At 48.4% G+C, this 14,956-nt stretch carries 10 protein-coding genes; 4 read left to right on the top strand and 6 right to left on the bottom strand.

Annotated elements, in window-relative coordinates:
• Positions 1–576 precede the first annotated feature (576 nt).
• Positions 577–2,937 (bottom strand): helix-turn-helix domain-containing protein, encoded by a 2,361-nt coding sequence (locus ACI1P2_RS17450; protein ID WP_355321127.1) that lies wholly within the window; start codon positions 2,935–2,937, stop codon positions 577–579.
• Between the two features lie 274 nt (positions 2,938–3,211).
• On the opposite strand from ACI1P2_RS17450, the gene ACI1P2_RS17445 reads away from it, so the two are divergent.
• Together ACI1P2_RS17445 and fhuB are read left to right on the top strand one after the other, a co-directional pair.
• Entirely contained in the window at positions 3,212–4,216 is a 1,005-nt protein-coding gene (locus ACI1P2_RS17445) for an ABC transporter substrate-binding protein (RefSeq protein WP_355321126.1), read from the top strand.
• A gap of 2 nt (positions 4,217–4,218) precedes the next feature.
• Entirely contained in the window at positions 4,219–6,303 is a 2,085-nt protein-coding gene (gene fhuB / locus ACI1P2_RS17440) for a Fe(3+)-hydroxamate ABC transporter permease FhuB (RefSeq protein ID WP_355321125.1), read from the top strand.
• A gap of 25 nt (positions 6,304–6,328) precedes the next feature.
• Here the strand turns inward: fhuB and ACI1P2_RS17435 are convergent, their stop codons facing one another.
• Positions 6,329–7,453, bottom strand: a complete 1,125-nt coding sequence (locus ACI1P2_RS17435) for a VanZ family protein (protein ID WP_355321124.1) — start codon at positions 7,451–7,453, stop codon at positions 6,329–6,331.
• 307 nt (positions 7,454–7,760) lie between these two features.
• On the opposite strand from ACI1P2_RS17435, the gene thrC reads away from it, so the two are divergent.
• Both thrC and ACI1P2_RS17425 read left to right on the top strand, forming a co-directional pair.
• Complete coding sequence (gene thrC / locus ACI1P2_RS17430) at positions 7,761–9,155, top strand: threonine synthase (RefSeq protein WP_355321123.1); 1,395 nt, start codon at positions 7,761–7,763, stop codon at positions 9,153–9,155.
• A 568-nt stretch (positions 9,156–9,723) separates the two neighbouring features.
• Complete coding sequence (locus ACI1P2_RS17425) at positions 9,724–10,740, top strand: ABC transporter substrate-binding protein (protein ID WP_355321122.1); 1,017 nt, start codon at positions 9,724–9,726, stop codon at positions 10,738–10,740.
• A 121-nt stretch (positions 10,741–10,861) separates the two neighbouring features.
• Here ACI1P2_RS17425 and ACI1P2_RS17420 read toward each other — a convergent pair whose 3' ends face one another.
• The 4 genes from ACI1P2_RS17420 to ACI1P2_RS17405 are packed head-to-tail and all read right to left on the bottom strand — an operon-like array spanning position 10,862 to position 14,953.
• A complete protein-coding gene (locus tag ACI1P2_RS17420; RefSeq protein WP_355321121.1) occupies positions 10,862–12,145 on the bottom strand; it encodes an MFS transporter in 1,284 nt (427 codons plus the stop codon).
• A 22-nt stretch (positions 12,146–12,167) separates the two neighbouring features.
• Complete coding sequence (dgoD, locus tag ACI1P2_RS17415; RefSeq protein WP_355321120.1) at positions 12,168–13,316, bottom strand: galactonate dehydratase; 1,149 nt, start codon at positions 13,314–13,316, stop codon at positions 12,168–12,170.
• Between the two features lie 18 nt (positions 13,317–13,334).
• Positions 13,335–13,967 carry a bifunctional 4-hydroxy-2-oxoglutarate aldolase/2-dehydro-3-deoxy-phosphogluconate aldolase gene (locus ACI1P2_RS17410; RefSeq protein WP_355321119.1) on the bottom strand — a complete coding sequence of 211 codons (633 nt, stop codon included), beginning with the start codon at positions 13,965–13,967 and terminating at the stop codon, positions 13,335–13,337.
• A gap of 32 nt (positions 13,968–13,999) precedes the next feature.
• Entirely contained in the window at positions 14,000–14,953 is a 954-nt protein-coding gene (locus ACI1P2_RS17405; RefSeq protein WP_355321118.1) for a sugar kinase, read from the bottom strand.
• Positions 14,954–14,956 lie beyond the last annotated feature (3 nt).

Raw genomic sequence — 14,956 nt, 5'->3', positions numbered from 1 at the left:
GTGAAGGAATACATGGATTTTTACAACAACCGGAGGATGCACCGAAGTCTCGGTAAACGATCTCCCGCTTCGTTTATAGAGTGGGCCAGGGAAGCACCGGCTGAATTAAAAAAATACGAATGTGCCGTGTGAACGAGCAAAGTCGAGCTATTCTACGGCTGAGCATCTTTTTTTCGGCATCTCTCCAAAATTAGGGGGTCTGACCGAATAGACGGATTTTTCAGCAATAAGAACTTTCCAGTCCGAACTTCATACACACACTGGACTATGGAATAGGGGAGGGGAACAGGGGGATATCCTGTCCCTAGCCAAACGGGAAATTGTGGAGATTGGTGATTTCTTTCCGATCATTTTGAAGTAGGGTTAAGCACGGAGCAGCGGAGAGAACGAAGCAATTCCGGAAAAGCGGCAGCGCTCGCCTTTGACCCCGGATTTTTACCACTAAAATTATAATAATATGAAATTCGGGGTCAACAGCGATTGTAGGAATGGTTCGTTTTCGGAGCGTCTCATAACACACAAAGAAGTGCCCCAGATTCAATGGTTTTTTGGGTCACTCTCGTGTTATCGACTCTCCTATTTTGTCCCTGAGTGGGCCGAGCCTGAGGCGGTGTGATCCGTGTCCGGATACGTGTCCGCATACAGCTTCCGGTATTGGCCCGGTGTGCAGCCGGTTTCTTTTTTGAACTTGCGGATGAAATTTGGGGTGTCCAGATAGCCGACCCGCTCGATAATGTCCTTTAGAGGATCGTTGGTGGTGAGCAGCAGTCTGATCACTTCATTCATGCGCAGATGCCAAATGTACTGTGAAAAGGTAGAGCCCGTTTTTTCTTTAAAGCAGCGGCTCAAATAGGAAGTGGATATGGAATACTTTAACGCCAACTGCTCCAGACTCAGCGTGTAATCGGCGAACTGCCGGTCAACATAGCTGACAATATCGTCCACCAGCGAGCTCTGCTGCTGCTCCGCCTTGCGTTCGACCTGCGCGCAAATCTGCATGGCCAGCATTTCCAGAGTGCTTTCCAGTTCTTCGAGCGTTTCGAAGGAGGTAAATCTGGGAATATCGCGGATGACACTGGTCATGCCGGACTCGGATGCAATTTTGAGCAGGGAATTCAGCAGGTCAAAGCAGATGCACCGCAGCAGCGCCGCCGATACCGGTTGGTTGCGGATGTCCGCGATAATGGAATCGATCATCTGCACGGCCACGGATTCGTTCCCCTGTTTAAGGCTCTGCTCCAGCTTGAGCAGCGACTTTTTGGAAATCCAGAAGGCTTCGGGCGATGAACTGGTCAGATTTTCAAAGAAAGTAATGCTCCCCTGTCCTCCCAGCATGCGGAATTCCAGAGCAGTGGCCGCTTCAATGAACGACTGGTTGATTTCTCCCAGAGAACTGTAAGGTGTTCCCACTCCGATGGAAGGATGGAGGGAGAAGGATTCAACCACCTTTGCCCGTACCGAATCGGCGGTCCCCTGGATTCTTTCGTGCAGCGTAGCGCCTTCATCTTCCGCAATGCTGACGATCAGCGCGAAGGGATCGGCAGGTGAAAATTCAATGCCATACACACGGGCTTTCACTTCCGGAAGCTCCAGGTCGCTGAACAGCTTGTAAATCATTCTGCGGTCCAGTCCCGACTTGGAGGAGGCTGCCGGGAATTCGTCCCAGGTGAGCAGCATGACAAAATAACTGCCTTTCGTCTGTGGGAACTGCAAGCCCATGGAGCGGATAATGGAGTCCAGTCCTTCGTCACTCGGATTTCCGTGCTTGAGCAGTGTCAGCAGGAAGTGGTTGCGCACATAGGGCTCTTGAATATCAATGCGCACGCTGTAGTCATGAATGGTCTGGCGAATCCACTCCCATTCTCCGCCGGATTTAACCGTATCCAGGGATTTGGTGCCAGTTTTCACCCTTGCAAATTCGAGCAGATCCTGAATCGGGTGATACTGTCGTCTTGCAAGCATAATGGCGGCGGTGACTCCGGTCAGCGCTACGGCAGCGAATACGATCAGAATCAGAGTCTGCACGTGAACGATCCGGCTGAAAAATTGGCTGCTCGGCATGGTGGTCATGTAGGTCCACCCATTTTCCTCAGACCGCACAGCCACAATGGACTGCTGCTCATCATTCAGCGTCAGGCTGTGAATGCCTGGCCCCAGAGCGACCAGTTTATCCAGTTCATCTGCGGGAATGGCTGCCCCGTGGCTGTTGGACGTCAGGATCTGCCCTTTTTCATTGAAAATATAGCTGTTGCCTGAAAAGTTGTTCAAAATGGAATCCATCATGCCCGTAAGCTTGGATTCCTCCATCAGGTAGATTACTGTGGCATAAGGATAAGGATCATTTGGTTTGATCGGGATAAGGAGCGAGAGGACCGATTCCTGCCTGGAATTTACACTTACCCGTTCTGCTGGGCGCATCAGCGGATGTATCACTTCGTTCAGGTCGCGGCGCAGCTCCTCCGGGCTCCAGTTGCTGAACTTGTATTTTTGATTAAAGACAACCTCAAGATTCGTATGACCGGTAGAGGAATAAATCACAGGGTCGCCGCGAAAATAGAGAAACAGATCGTCCAGGATTTGACTGTTCGCTTTGTAATTGGCCAGTGCGTTGATGGCTTCACGGCTGTAATATGGGTGACGCGCCATATAATGGGTCAGATGCTCGTCATAGGCGATGCGTCCGGCGATATCCTGCAGCTCCGCCATACGGCTGTCTATGGTCATGCGCACCTGATTCAGTTGATTGACGTTGGACTGCTCGATTTCCGAGCGCAGGCTCGCAATCGCGCTGTTGTAGACGAGCACGGTAACGCCAGTGAGCGGGATCAGAAAAATAAGGATATAAGACAAGGTATACCTCAGCAACAGCTTTGATTTGAAATCATTCCAGTTCATTCTGCCCGGAACGAGCTTCGGCAGCTTGGAAATTCTGTTCATGATGCTCCCTGCCCCCAATCTTTATTTTTTATGCAATTACATCAAGTGTAAGCTTTGAAAGCGTTTTAATTTCGTTTTTCTCATTATGCACTAAAATTTGACGATGGGGAAGGAAATAGCAGGAATTTGCGAAATTGAACAAAAAAACAACAGAGAATGAATTGACAGCCTTAATGAGAACGATTATCATAAAACGGATATATGATAATGATAATCTTTATCATTAATCAATGCGGGGCTTTTTTATTACATACAGCTTAAGGGGGAAGTATCATTGCGTATTGTAAAATCTTCTGCTTTTTTGATCATGTTATTGTTCGCTGTCATTCTATCCGCTTGCGGCGCTCAGAACACCGCTACTGAAGGAGGAGGGACGGCTGCGGAGGCATCGAATGGCACGCCGCAGGAAACACGTACCTTCAAGGATGCCATGGGAGATATATCGGTGACAGGTGTTCCCAAACGCGTGGTCGTGCTGGATTGGACGGCTGCGGAGGATGTGCTGGCGCTCGGCATGCAGCCCGTAGGCATTACCGATATCGAAGGAATGAAAAAATGGGTTGACATACCGGTGGAAATAAGCGCGGACGTCACGGACATTGGCGACCGCAGCGCTCCCAACATGGAATTAATCGCTTCCCTGAAGCCGGATTTAATCCTGGGCTTGAAATCCCTGAATGAGGCAAACTACGACGCATTAAAAGCGATTGCGCCAACACTGCTGTTCAATCCTTACCCGGAAGAGGGGCAGGGAGACCAGTACGAAAATATGGAAACAACGTTCCGGACCATCGCCGATGTGCTGGACAAGAATACGGAAGCGCAGGCTGTGCTGGATGATCTGCATCAGACGTATGAAACGGCCAAAAAGCGGATCGCGGAAGCCGGCGCGGATCAGAAGCCGTTTATTCTTGCCATGGCCTTTACCAACCAGAATGCTGTCACGTTCCGTATATCTACGGATAACTCCCTGTCTGTCAAGACATTGGAGCATCTCGGTCTTAAAAATGCGTACAAATCGAAACAATTTGAGATTTACGGATTCACAACTGCAGACGTTGAGGCACTGCCCGCGCTGCAGGATGCCAATTTCATTCATATTACCCAGAATGACGACAATGTCTTTGAAAATCAGCTGAAGGATAATCCGGTCTGGAACGGCCTTAATTTTGTAAAAGAAAACCGCATCTATGCATTGGGCGGAGATACCTGGCCGTACGGAGGCCCGCTGGGAGCCAAGGTCATGGCTGAGAAGGCTGCCGATCTGCTGACCAAGTAACCATGGGCATCTTCAACAGAAATCTAACACCTTTACAGCCGGAACAAGCCGCACGAACCGGGACAGGCCTGCGTACCATCGGGATGCTGCTCTTAGGGCTTGCGGCTGTGCTCGTCATTTCGTTTATCAGCCTCACTCAAGGGCTGGCTAACATCTCTCTGACGACCGTCCTTCAAGCCATTACGGCTCCGCAGGATCTGCCCGATCACCATCTCATCCGTGGCGTGCGCATGCCGCGGACCGTGATCGGACTGCTGTCCGGTGCGGCGCTTGCCGCAGCCGGTGTGCTCATGCAGACGGTCACCCGCAATCCACTCGCTTCGGAGTCAACTCTTGGTGTCAATGCGGGCGCTTATTTGGCGGTTGTATGCGGGATGCTCTTTTGGCCGGTATTGCAGGGACACTACTCCCTTCTCTTTGCTGTCATCGGCGGGACGGCAGCTGCACTCGCTGTTCATGCGCTGGCAGGCGGATCCAAGGGCACTCCGCTGCGCATCGCCCTGTCGGGGATGATTGTGACGCTTATCCTTTCCTCCGTAACAAGCGCATTGGTGCTGCTGAATGAGCAAACCACCCAGGGCATATTTCTGTGGGGCTCGGGATCGCTTATTCAGAACGACTGGGACGGTGTCGTTTTTGCCTGGCCGTGGGTTGCCGCCGGACTGCTCGCTGCGATGCTCTTTGCCCGCCAACTGGACATGCTGCTGCTCTCGGAAGAGACTGCCCGTTCGCTGGGCCAGCGTGTAGGGCTGGCAAGATCCGCTGCAATGGCGGCGGCCGTTCTGTTAGCCTGTGTGACCGTCAGTGTCGTAGGGCCCATCGGTTTTATCGGCCTGGTTGCGCCCCATCTGGTCCGTTTAACAGGCATTACGAAACATGCCGGACTTGTGCCGCTTGCTGCCGTATGGGGGGCCGCCCTCCTGACAGGCGCCGATACGATCGCCCGGATATTCGTCAATTCGTACGGTGAACTGCCGGCAGGCGCCATTACGGCCATGATCGGCGGGCCCTGGCTGATCTGGCTTGCCATGCGCGTCTCGCGCAGGATCGAAGGCGGGCCGACCACTTCCATGGCTGCTGGGGGTAGACTCAGTTGGGGATCTTTCCGCCTGTGGGTCGTCCTTTTCAGTCTCCTGCTGCTCGCCGTGTGGACGCTCAGCCTGATGAGCGGAACGCTCCAGATTCCCTTTACAGAGGTCATAGCGGTATTATCCGGCGGGGGAGAAGACATGTACCGGCAGATTTTGCTGGAATTCCGCCTGCCTCGTCTGCTTACAGCCGGCCTGGCTGGAATCGCACTGGCGGTTAGCGGCAGCCTTCTGCAGAGCGCTGTCCGTAATCCGCTCGGTGACCCGCATATCGTGGGCGTTACGAGCGGCGCGGGAGCGGGAGCCCTCTTCCTGATGATCCTGCTGCCGCAGCTGCCTGTGAGCTGGGTGCCGGCTGGAGCCGTCATCGGCGGGATTGCCGCCGCAGCGCTGGTCTATGCAGTCTCCTGGAAAAGGGGGCTGAACCCGACCATTTTGACACTTGTCGGGATTGCCGTGGCCGCCGCGGGCTCGGCGTTGATCAATCTTATGATCATCCACGCCAAGCTGGCCGTCGCCCCCGCACTGGCATGGATGGCCGGCAGCACCTACGGCCGCGGCTGGGCGGAGGTGCTGCAGCTTGCGCCAGCCCTCGTCCTGCTGCTGCCCTTGGCCTGGTGGCTTGGCCGCAGAGTCGATCTGCTGGCGTTCGGCGACGAAAGCGCGGCCGGTGTCGGCCTGCATGTCCGCAATACCCGGCTGTATACCGGCATCATTGCCGTTCTGCTGGCCTCCATCGCAGCAGCCAGCGTTGGCTCGGTCGGTTTTATCGGACTGCTGGCTCCCCATGCCGCACGTTTGCTTACAGGTTCGAATCACCGGCAGAACATGGTGCTTGCCGCCCTCATTGGCGGCGTGCTGCTGGCCGCTGCAGATTGGCTCGGCAGAATTGTAATCATGCCCAAGGAGCTTCCGGCCGGCATCGTAACCGCTCTGCTCGGAGCGCCTTATCTGTTGTTCCTGATGTGGCGCTCATCCAGAATGACCAGGATGAATTAGAGACGGCGGCAAGAAAGCCTGCAAACTACATCGGTGTAGTCTGCAGGCTTTTATTGTTGCGGTGCTTGTCCGGCCAGGTGATGGCATGGGAGGTTCTGCTCAGCTTCTCGTAGAACAGAAGCGGGTCCTTTTTCAGGATACGGGTCATGATATGGACGACAAATGCCACCATCACAACGAATACTACAAATGCGGCCATGACAAAGGTCAGATCGGAGACCCGCAGGGATAAGACGGGAAACCAAATACTGATTCCACCTAATATCCAATAGAGAATACCGTAGCGGACGATCAGCGCCGGCAGGGAGACCCTGCCGCTTGCACCAACCACCTTAATGCGGACCGTCCATTTGCCCACTGTTCGTCCGCCCGTCAGAAAGGGAAGGAGCATAAAATACAACCCGCTGGATATCCAATAAGCTGCTGTTGTATGGTAGTTCATCAACAGGGCATAAATGATCAGCCATACCCCAAGGTCGATCAGCCAGGCGACGCCCCGCCTTGTGTAGGATACGCGTTTGGCGGACAGGTCGACCTTCTCATCCAGGCGGTCCATGCGGGGAAGGTGGGCTGCAGGCCAGCCTGCGAGCAGGAAGCCGGTGATGCCGCCAAGCGTATTGGCAATCAAATCATCCACATCAGCCACTCTGTAGGGATTGTCATAATACCCGAAATTGGCCGACAGCTGAATCCCCTCAAACGTGAGCGAGAGCAGCAGAGACAGGAAGATGCACAGCAGCCACCCTGTACGGAAATAGTAGCGCAGAAACATGCCAAATGGCACCGTCAGCGCGATGTTCAGCACAACCTGCAAGAAGGCGCGTTCCTGCAGCAGATGCCAATAGGTTGAAGGTTCATCCGCAACGACTTTGGTTTCCCGGATAATATCCTGAATAAAATGGAGCGGAACCAATTGTAAATTGCCGCCCGCGAGCGGCGCATTATGCCGTGTTTCGGGAAAGGGCAGCAGAATAAGATAAAATATATTCATCAGATACAGCAAAAAAAGATACAGCATAAATGCTCTTGCCTTGTGGATATAGCCGTGTCTGCGGTACTGCACAATAAGAAACGGCAGTGTGAACAGCAGTGCGGCGATCGGGAAGGTCAAAAACGCATATGAGATCGGAAACAAGTAGAATTTCAGCATGTTTTATATCACCTGTAGTTTGAGCCTATCGTTCCATACTATTGTAGCATCCAGCCTTGCCATTGTATCATTTTAAGAGGTTCTATGCTCCCCTGGAGCTGCGATTTGTTCAGTTCCTGGAGGTATATTTTGCGAAAACAAAAATAATGCTTGGTTACAGCCACATGTCAGGTTAATATAGACAATAATTAAAAAAAAGTATACCGATGTACATTTAAGCAAAGAGTCCACGTCCGGTGGATTTTTTTCTAAAATCGTTTTTTCTTAACAGATTAAAATATTTACGTTTAATGGGGGAAAGTGGACAATGCAGTATATTAGCACAAGAGGACAAGTGGAACCCAAAGGATTCATTGACACGGTACTAATGGGCCTGGCAGATGACGGGGGACTGATGGTGCCTGTTGAAGCTCCGGTCGTTACGGAGGAGACGCTGCAGAAATGGAAGCAGCTCAACTACGAGGAACTGTTCCTGGAAATTTTCTCATTGTATATCAATGATGAGATTCCGCAAGAGGACCTGCGGGAACTGGTCCGCCGCAGCTATTCCAGCTTCCGGACGCCGGAAGTGACACCTGTGCATCAGCTGAATGACTCCTTGTATATTCTGGAGCTGTTCCACGGACCTACTTTTGCATTCAAGGACGTTGCCCTGCAGTTTATGGGTGAATTCTATTCTTATGTATCGAAGAAACAGAACAAGATCATCCATATCCTTGGAGCGACCTCCGGTGATACCGGCGCGGCGGCCATTCAGGGTGTGCGCGGCAAGGAAGGCATCAAGATCTGCATCCTGCATCCGCATCAAAAGGTGAGCAAGGTGCAGGAGCTGCAGATGACGACGGTGGATGATGAGAATGTGCTGAACCTGTCCGTCAAAGGCAACTTTGACGATTGCCAGAAGGTCATCAAGGAGCTGTTTGCAGATCTGGATTTTAAGAGCAAATACCATTTGCGCGCCATTAACTCCATTAACTTTGTGCGGATTTTGGCCCAAACCGTATATTATTTTTATGCATACCTGCAAATCAACAAGGGAGAGAAGCTTCCGAAAATCAATTTCTGTGTGCCTTCCGGCAACTTCGGCAATATTTTCTCCGGTTATTTGGCCAAACGAATGGGGCTTCCGGTCAATAAACTGATCATTGCCACCAACGAGAATAATATTCTGGAGCGCTTTGTGAAGACGGGAGAATATAAGCCGGGTGATTTCAAAATGACCCACAGCCCGTCGATGGACATTCAAGTGGCCAGCAACTTCGAGAGATACCTGTACTATTTCCTGGGCGAGGATTCAGAGAAGGTGTCCGCATATATGAAGGAACTGCAGCAAAACGGCAAGATTACAGTCAGCCCTGAGGATCTGGTCAAGGTGCAGCAGGACTTCGCGGCCCATGGAGCCAGCAATGAGCAGTGCCTGGAAGTCATCGTAGCTTACAAGAAAGATTATGACTACCTTCTCGATCCGCATACAGCCTGCGGCATTGCGGCATACGAGGCAGAGGCCGGTGAAGGGGAAGTCACAGTAACCTTTGCAACGGCGCATCCGGCGAAATTTGATGAAGCGGTGCGGCTGGTGGATATCAAGCAGCAATTCCCGCCACAAATCGAGCAGCTGTTCACGCTGCCGCAGCATCAGAAGGTTGTCGAGCATGATAAAGCTGAAATCGTGCGGGAGCTGGAGGTTTTTTATAAACTATAAGGCAGGCTGAGCCTTCCTTACACTCAAGCAGACCAAGGAGTGAACTAACCTTGTGTCTGCTTTTTTTTCTTAAAGCCCAAATGTCTTCTGAGTGTAAAAAAGGAGTGGTAACTTCGCCGGTTGGGTATATAATATGTAGTAAGCGGTACCAAAAGATCAATCGTGAGGAGGAATTCCCATGAGACATGAAGGAGATTTTCGGGTAGGCCTGTTGTGGGCAACGCTGCTCAGCATTCCGTTGTATCTCTCGATATGGGGGTGGATCCAGTTGGTAAGCGATTTGTTTTAAAGTAAATTGTAAGCGCATTCACAAAGAAAATATATGTAAAACTCAATTCTAACAGGAGGTATTACTCTTGCGGTCAATGCAGCACAATACGGAAATGGTTCATCTTTAAACGGGCGGGTCACACTTCAGTGGACTTGGCCCGTTTTGTGTTTCCGGAATTCCTCTCAGGAAGTCGTTAAAAAAGGCTGGACGGCAGGGAAATGTCTTGCTATTATCATTTATATGATAATGATTTTCATTATCATATATTTAGTGCTAACTGTAGGGGGATACAGGAAAATGAGGCGGAAAAAAGAATTGCCTGCAATCAGCATTCTGCTGCTTATGTTTACGATGATTCTGTCTGGATGCGGGGCGGTGGGCGGCTCTGGAAACACGGCGGCAGGAAAAACGGAAGAGAGCACGGGTAGCACTGGAACTGCTGCAAATGAAACGCGGGTTTTCGAAACAGACAAAGGACCGATCGAGATTCCTGCCAAGCCGCAGCGGATCATAACCGATTATTATACAGGCGCGCTGCTGTCCGTCGAGACGACTGTAGTGGGCTCAGGAAGTGATGCTTTCAAAAATCCTTATATAGAAGACCAAATGAAGGACATCAAGGATGTGGGAACGCCGATTAACGCGGAATCCGTTTTGGAGCTGCAGCCTGATCTGATCGTGGTCATGTACGATGATCAATATGAGCAGCTGTCCAAAATCGCGCCGACTGTACATATTCCGTTTGATGCGGAAAGAGACATTTATAAAACGGTCGAGCTGTTTGCGGATTTAACGGGCCATCCGGAGAAAGGTAAGCAGTTTATCAGCAAATATGAAGAAAAAGCGGCCGCCGGACGTGAAAAAATCAAAGGTATTATCGACGAAAACGCAACCTTCGGCATATACGAGCTGACCCCGAAGAATGAATTGTATGCATTCGGGGACAATGCCGGTCGCGGCGGGCAGGCCCTCTATAGTGCCTTGGGGCTTAAAGCGCCAGCGTCCATACAGAAGGAACTGTTGCAGGGAGGCGAAGGAACCAAGCTGCTTTCCCTGGAGGCGCTGCCTCAATATGCGTCGGATTATATATTTTTGACCAACTATGATCCGGACGGGTCAAGCGAAAGCCTTGAAAAGCTGAAGAAATCCGGTGTCTGGAGGAATCTTGATGCCGTGAAGAACAACCGGTTTTTCTCGAATGATTTTGATACGTTTTACCCTTACGACCCGATCGCGATCAGCGAGCAGATCGACCTGTTTGCCGACATGCTTATTCAACGGGAAGAAGAGAACAAGAGCGGATCAGATAAGTGAAAAAATGAGCCAGGGACCTACATCCCCGGCTCTCTTTTTTTTGCGCGCACCTAACCAAGTTAGGCGCAACTAGCCGATGCGAGTTCGGTCGAGGTGAGAGCCAACTTGTTTAATTATTCATTTAACGGTCAGGCACTCTCTCTATTTTCCCAACCAAGAAGATATAAGATAGTGCCCCGGCTAAAGTTACACAAGCAATAAATGTAAGTGCTGGTGCAAAATCACCGCCTTTTGCTAATACACCAATCACGATAGGAATAATAATAGACGCTGTACCACCTATGAAGTTAAACACACCTCCAGCGATACCAATAAGTCTTTTTGGTGCCAGCAGGGAAACAAATACCCAAGTGATGGACGCGAAACCGTTTCCAAAAAACGCAATGGACATAAATAGAACGACCAAATTAGTACTTTCAACATAGTTAGCCCCGATGATTGATGTGGCTAATAATAAACCAGTAATAACAGGGACTTTCCTTGCAATGTCTGCTGAGACGCCTTTTTTTGCAAGGTAATCCGAAAGGAAGCCGGCTGATATAACCCCTACAAATGCTGCTAAGAACGGTAAAGAAGCCAGAAAACCGGTCTTAATAAATCCTAACCCTCTGTATTGAACAAGATAAGTGGGAAACCATGTTAAGAAGAACCATAACGTAGAAGCTACTGAAAATTGTCCAATGTATATTCCCCATAACTTTCTGCTTTTTAATACGACTGCAAAATCTTTTAATCCTGTTTTAGGTTTTGCAACTTTTTCAGCAGCAGCTGAATCAAAAATGGCTCCACCCTCACGAATATAGTCTAATTCTTCTTTATTCGCACGTTTACTGTGTTGAGGATCTCTGTATAAAATGTACCAGAGCATAGCCCATGCAATTCCAATAATACCTGTAAGAATAAATAGTCCTCTCCATCCCAACCATTGCTGGAGCGCTATTAATGTAGGCGTTAAAAATGCCAATCCAACGAACTGTCCTGATGTATAAAGGGATACTGCTCTAGCTCTTTCATTTTCCGGGAACCAGGCAGCTGCAACTTTACTGTTCGTTGGAAATGCTGGTGCCTCGAAAGCTCCCAGACCAACTCGCAGAAAGAATAACCCTGAAAAACCACTAACAAACCCTTGTAACAGTGTTGCAACAGAGAAACCAGTAATTCCAAGAGCATGCGTCTTTCTATTTCCTAACTTATCTAAAAGCCATCCGCCAGGAATTTGCAGAGCACAATAGGTCCAACCAAAAGCCGAGAAGATTAAACCCATTTTTACTGGATCTAAACCTAAGTCTTTAGTAATAAGAGGGGCTGCTATTGAAATATTACTTCGATCCATGTAATTAATGATTACTGTAATAAACAAAAGTATCACTACACCATAACGAACACTTGTTGCTTTCTGGTTCATATTACTTCTCCTCTTTTGTTTTTTACCACTCTGCTATACTTCCATCTGCATGGCGCCATATCGGGTTTTGCCATTGATGTCCAACCTTTGCCATTTTGCGTACATGCTCTTCGTTAATTTCAATGCCCAGTCCTGGTCCTTGTGGGATTTTGACATAACCATTATTGTAATCAAACACACTTGCATCTTTTACATAATCCAATAAATCGCTGCCTTGGTTATAATGAATCCCTAAGCTTTGTTCTTGGATAAATGCATTATGTGCAGTTGCATCTACCTGTAAGCAAGCAGCTAATGCAATCGGCCCCAGCGGACAATGTGGAGCTGCTGCGACATCAAATGCTTCTGCCATGCTAATAATTTTCTTACACTCTGTAATACCACCCGCATGCGAAAGATCAGGTTGAATAATATCAACATATCCTCCAACTAATAATGGTTTGAAGTCCCATCTTGAGAACATGCGCTCACCAGTTGCAATTGGAATAGAAGTTAATTGAGCGATCTCTTTTAAAGCTTCGTTATTTTGTGGTAATACCGGTTCTTCAATAAACATAGGATTGAATTCTTCAAGTGCTTTCGCTAAAATTTTAGCCATTGGTTTATGCACGCGTCCGTGGAAATCCAATCCAATTCCGACATGTTTACCAACTGCCTCTCGAACAGCTGCTACATTTTCTAATATTTTTTCTACTTTTTCAAAAGAATCTACGTAGTGCAGTTCTTCTGAACCGTTCATTTTGACTGCTTTAAATCCTCTATCAACAGTTGCTTTAGCTGCCTCAGCCACATCGCTGGGACGATCACCGCCTATCCAGGAGTACACTTGAATCGAATCACGGCAAGCGCCGCCTAAGAGCTGATACACAGGTGCGTTAAAATATTTACCTTTGATATCCCATAGTGCCTGGTCAATACCTGAAATTGCACTCATTAGGATAGGGCCTCCTCTATAGAAGCCTCCTCTGTACATTAAATTCCAGTTATCTTCAATTCTTAATGGATCTTTCCCGATTAAATACGTCATTAATTCTTCAACCGCAGTTTTTACGGTTGCTGCTTTTCCTTCTATTACAGGTTCTCCCCAGCCAACAATCCCTTCATCTGTCTCAATCTTGAGAAATAGCCAACGAGGCGGTACTATAAATAATTCATAATTAGTAATCTTCATTACGGGATCGCTCCTTTTTTAATGATTAGTTTTGACAGCTGAAATAAATTGCTTTGCTTTTTCCGTTAATTGAACCAAATACTCTTCTGTGATCTCTTCTTTTGTATTTACAAGAGAACTCCCGATTCCAAATCCAACTGCTCCTGCAGCCATAAAGTCCTTGATATTATCCAGCCCTACACCGCCTGTTGGCAGTAACGGAATTTGCGGAAGTGGCCCCCGTATATCCTTTATATAGCCAGGTCCCAGTGTTGCAGGAAATACTTTAATAATATCTCCGCCATTTTCATAAGCCTCCAAGATTTCTGTAGGGGTAAAAGCACCCGGGATGCTTACTGCTCCATACCTTTTTGTCATTTTAATGGTTTCGACCTTAATGGTAGGGGATAGAATGAACTCAGCTCCGGCGAGTATAGCGCTGCGGGCAGTTTCAGGATCGAGGACAGTGCCTGCTCCTATGGTCACTTTTCCGCCAAACTCGTCTGCCGCTTTTTCAATAACAGATAGAACTTTCGGAGAATTCATTGTAATTTCTACTATTTTTACTCCGCCCTCATAAAGTGCTTTTATAATTTTTGGAACATCCTCAGGCTTAGCATTACGTATAATTGCGATCACTTTATGTTCTAAAATTTCAGATAATGTACTCATGTTCTTACCCTCCTAAGTAATAATGGGGAAATTCATCGGGAAACCTCATCAGATGAAGACGATCGAATAAATGCTTCTAACGCATCTCGATCAGGCAGACCTTCTACATCACCATTCACAGTTGTGACCATAGCTCCGACTGCACATGCTCTTGCAACTGCTTGCTCCATTTGTAAATTGTCAAGAAGCCCTGAAAGAAGCCCTGCTGCAAATCCATCACCAGCCCCAACTGGATCCACAACATGTTCGATTTTCACTGCTTGAATGAGACCGTTTTCATGATCGGTCGAATAATATGCGCCTTGTTCTCCAAGTTTAACGACAACCACTTTTGCACCAAGCTGATGAAATAATTGGGCAATCTCTTTATGATGATTTACGTTAAATAAAAATTCACCTTCGCTAATGCCCGGCAGGATAATATCAGATTTTTCAGCAATTCTTAGTAATGTCTTTCTGGCTAATTCATCATCCCACAGTTTACGGCGAACGTTTGGATCAAATACAATTTGTACACCATTTTTCTTTGCAATATCCATTGCATAGAATGTCATATTCCTGCATGATTCACTTAAAGCCGGTGTGATGCCTGTGATGTATAAATATTTTGATTGTGCAATGTAATCTTCATCAATATCTTGAGGAGCCAATAAACTTGCTGCCGAATCTTTCCGATAATAATGAATACGTACATTCTTTTCACTAACGATTTCTTTAAAAAAGATCCCGGTAGAGGCATCAGTAGTTTGTTTCACTCGAGAAATGTCTACTCCCTCACCACGGACAAATGAAAGAATGGACGAGCCAAATTCATCCTTTCCAACTCGACTAATCCAGCCTGCTTGATGCCCGAGTTTGGCCAGACCGATTAGGGTGTTTGTTTCTGCCCCTGCAATTCTGGAAGAAAATTGTTTGGCATATCTCATTTGGCCAGTTGTTTCGGGAGTAAACAAAACCATCGTTTCTCCAACACTTACAACATCCATATT

Source organism: Paenibacillus jiangxiensis (genome assembly GCF_046098255.1).
In the GTDB taxonomy this organism is placed as follows: Bacteria; Bacillota; Bacilli; order Paenibacillales; family Paenibacillaceae; genus Paenibacillus; species Paenibacillus jiagnxiensis.
Note: the sequence above shows the minus strand (reverse complement) of the source record. Positions and strands in the feature narration are given on the sequence as shown.

Coding starts and splice junctions, on each gene's coding strand:
- ACI1P2_RS17450 (WP_355321127.1), bottom strand. CDS start 2,937: ATGAACAGAATTTCCAAGCTGCCGAAGCTCGTTCCGGGCAGAATGAAC.
- fhuB (WP_355321125.1), top strand. CDS start 4,219: ATGGGCATCTTCAACAGAAATCTAACACCTTTACAGCCGGAACAAGCC.
- ACI1P2_RS17435 (WP_355321124.1), bottom strand. CDS start 7,453: ATGCTGAAATTCTACTTGTTTCCGATCTCATATGCGTTTTTGACCTTC.
- thrC (WP_355321123.1), top strand. CDS start 7,761: ATGCAGTATATTAGCACAAGAGGACAAGTGGAACCCAAAGGATTCATT.
- ACI1P2_RS17425 (WP_355321122.1), top strand. CDS start 9,724: ATGAGGCGGAAAAAAGAATTGCCTGCAATCAGCATTCTGCTGCTTATG.
- ACI1P2_RS17420 (WP_355321121.1), bottom strand. CDS start 12,145: ATGAACCAGAAAGCAACAAGTGTTCGTTATGGTGTAGTGATACTTTTG.
- dgoD (WP_355321120.1), bottom strand. CDS start 13,316: ATGAAGATTACTAATTATGAATTATTTATAGTACCGCCTCGTTGGCTA.
- ACI1P2_RS17410 (WP_355321119.1), bottom strand. CDS start 13,967: ATGAGTACATTATCTGAAATTTTAGAACATAAAGTGATCGCAATTATA.
- ACI1P2_RS17405 (WP_355321118.1), bottom strand. CDS start 14,953: ATGGATGTTGTAAGTGTTGGAGAAACGATGGTTTTGTTTACTCCCGAA.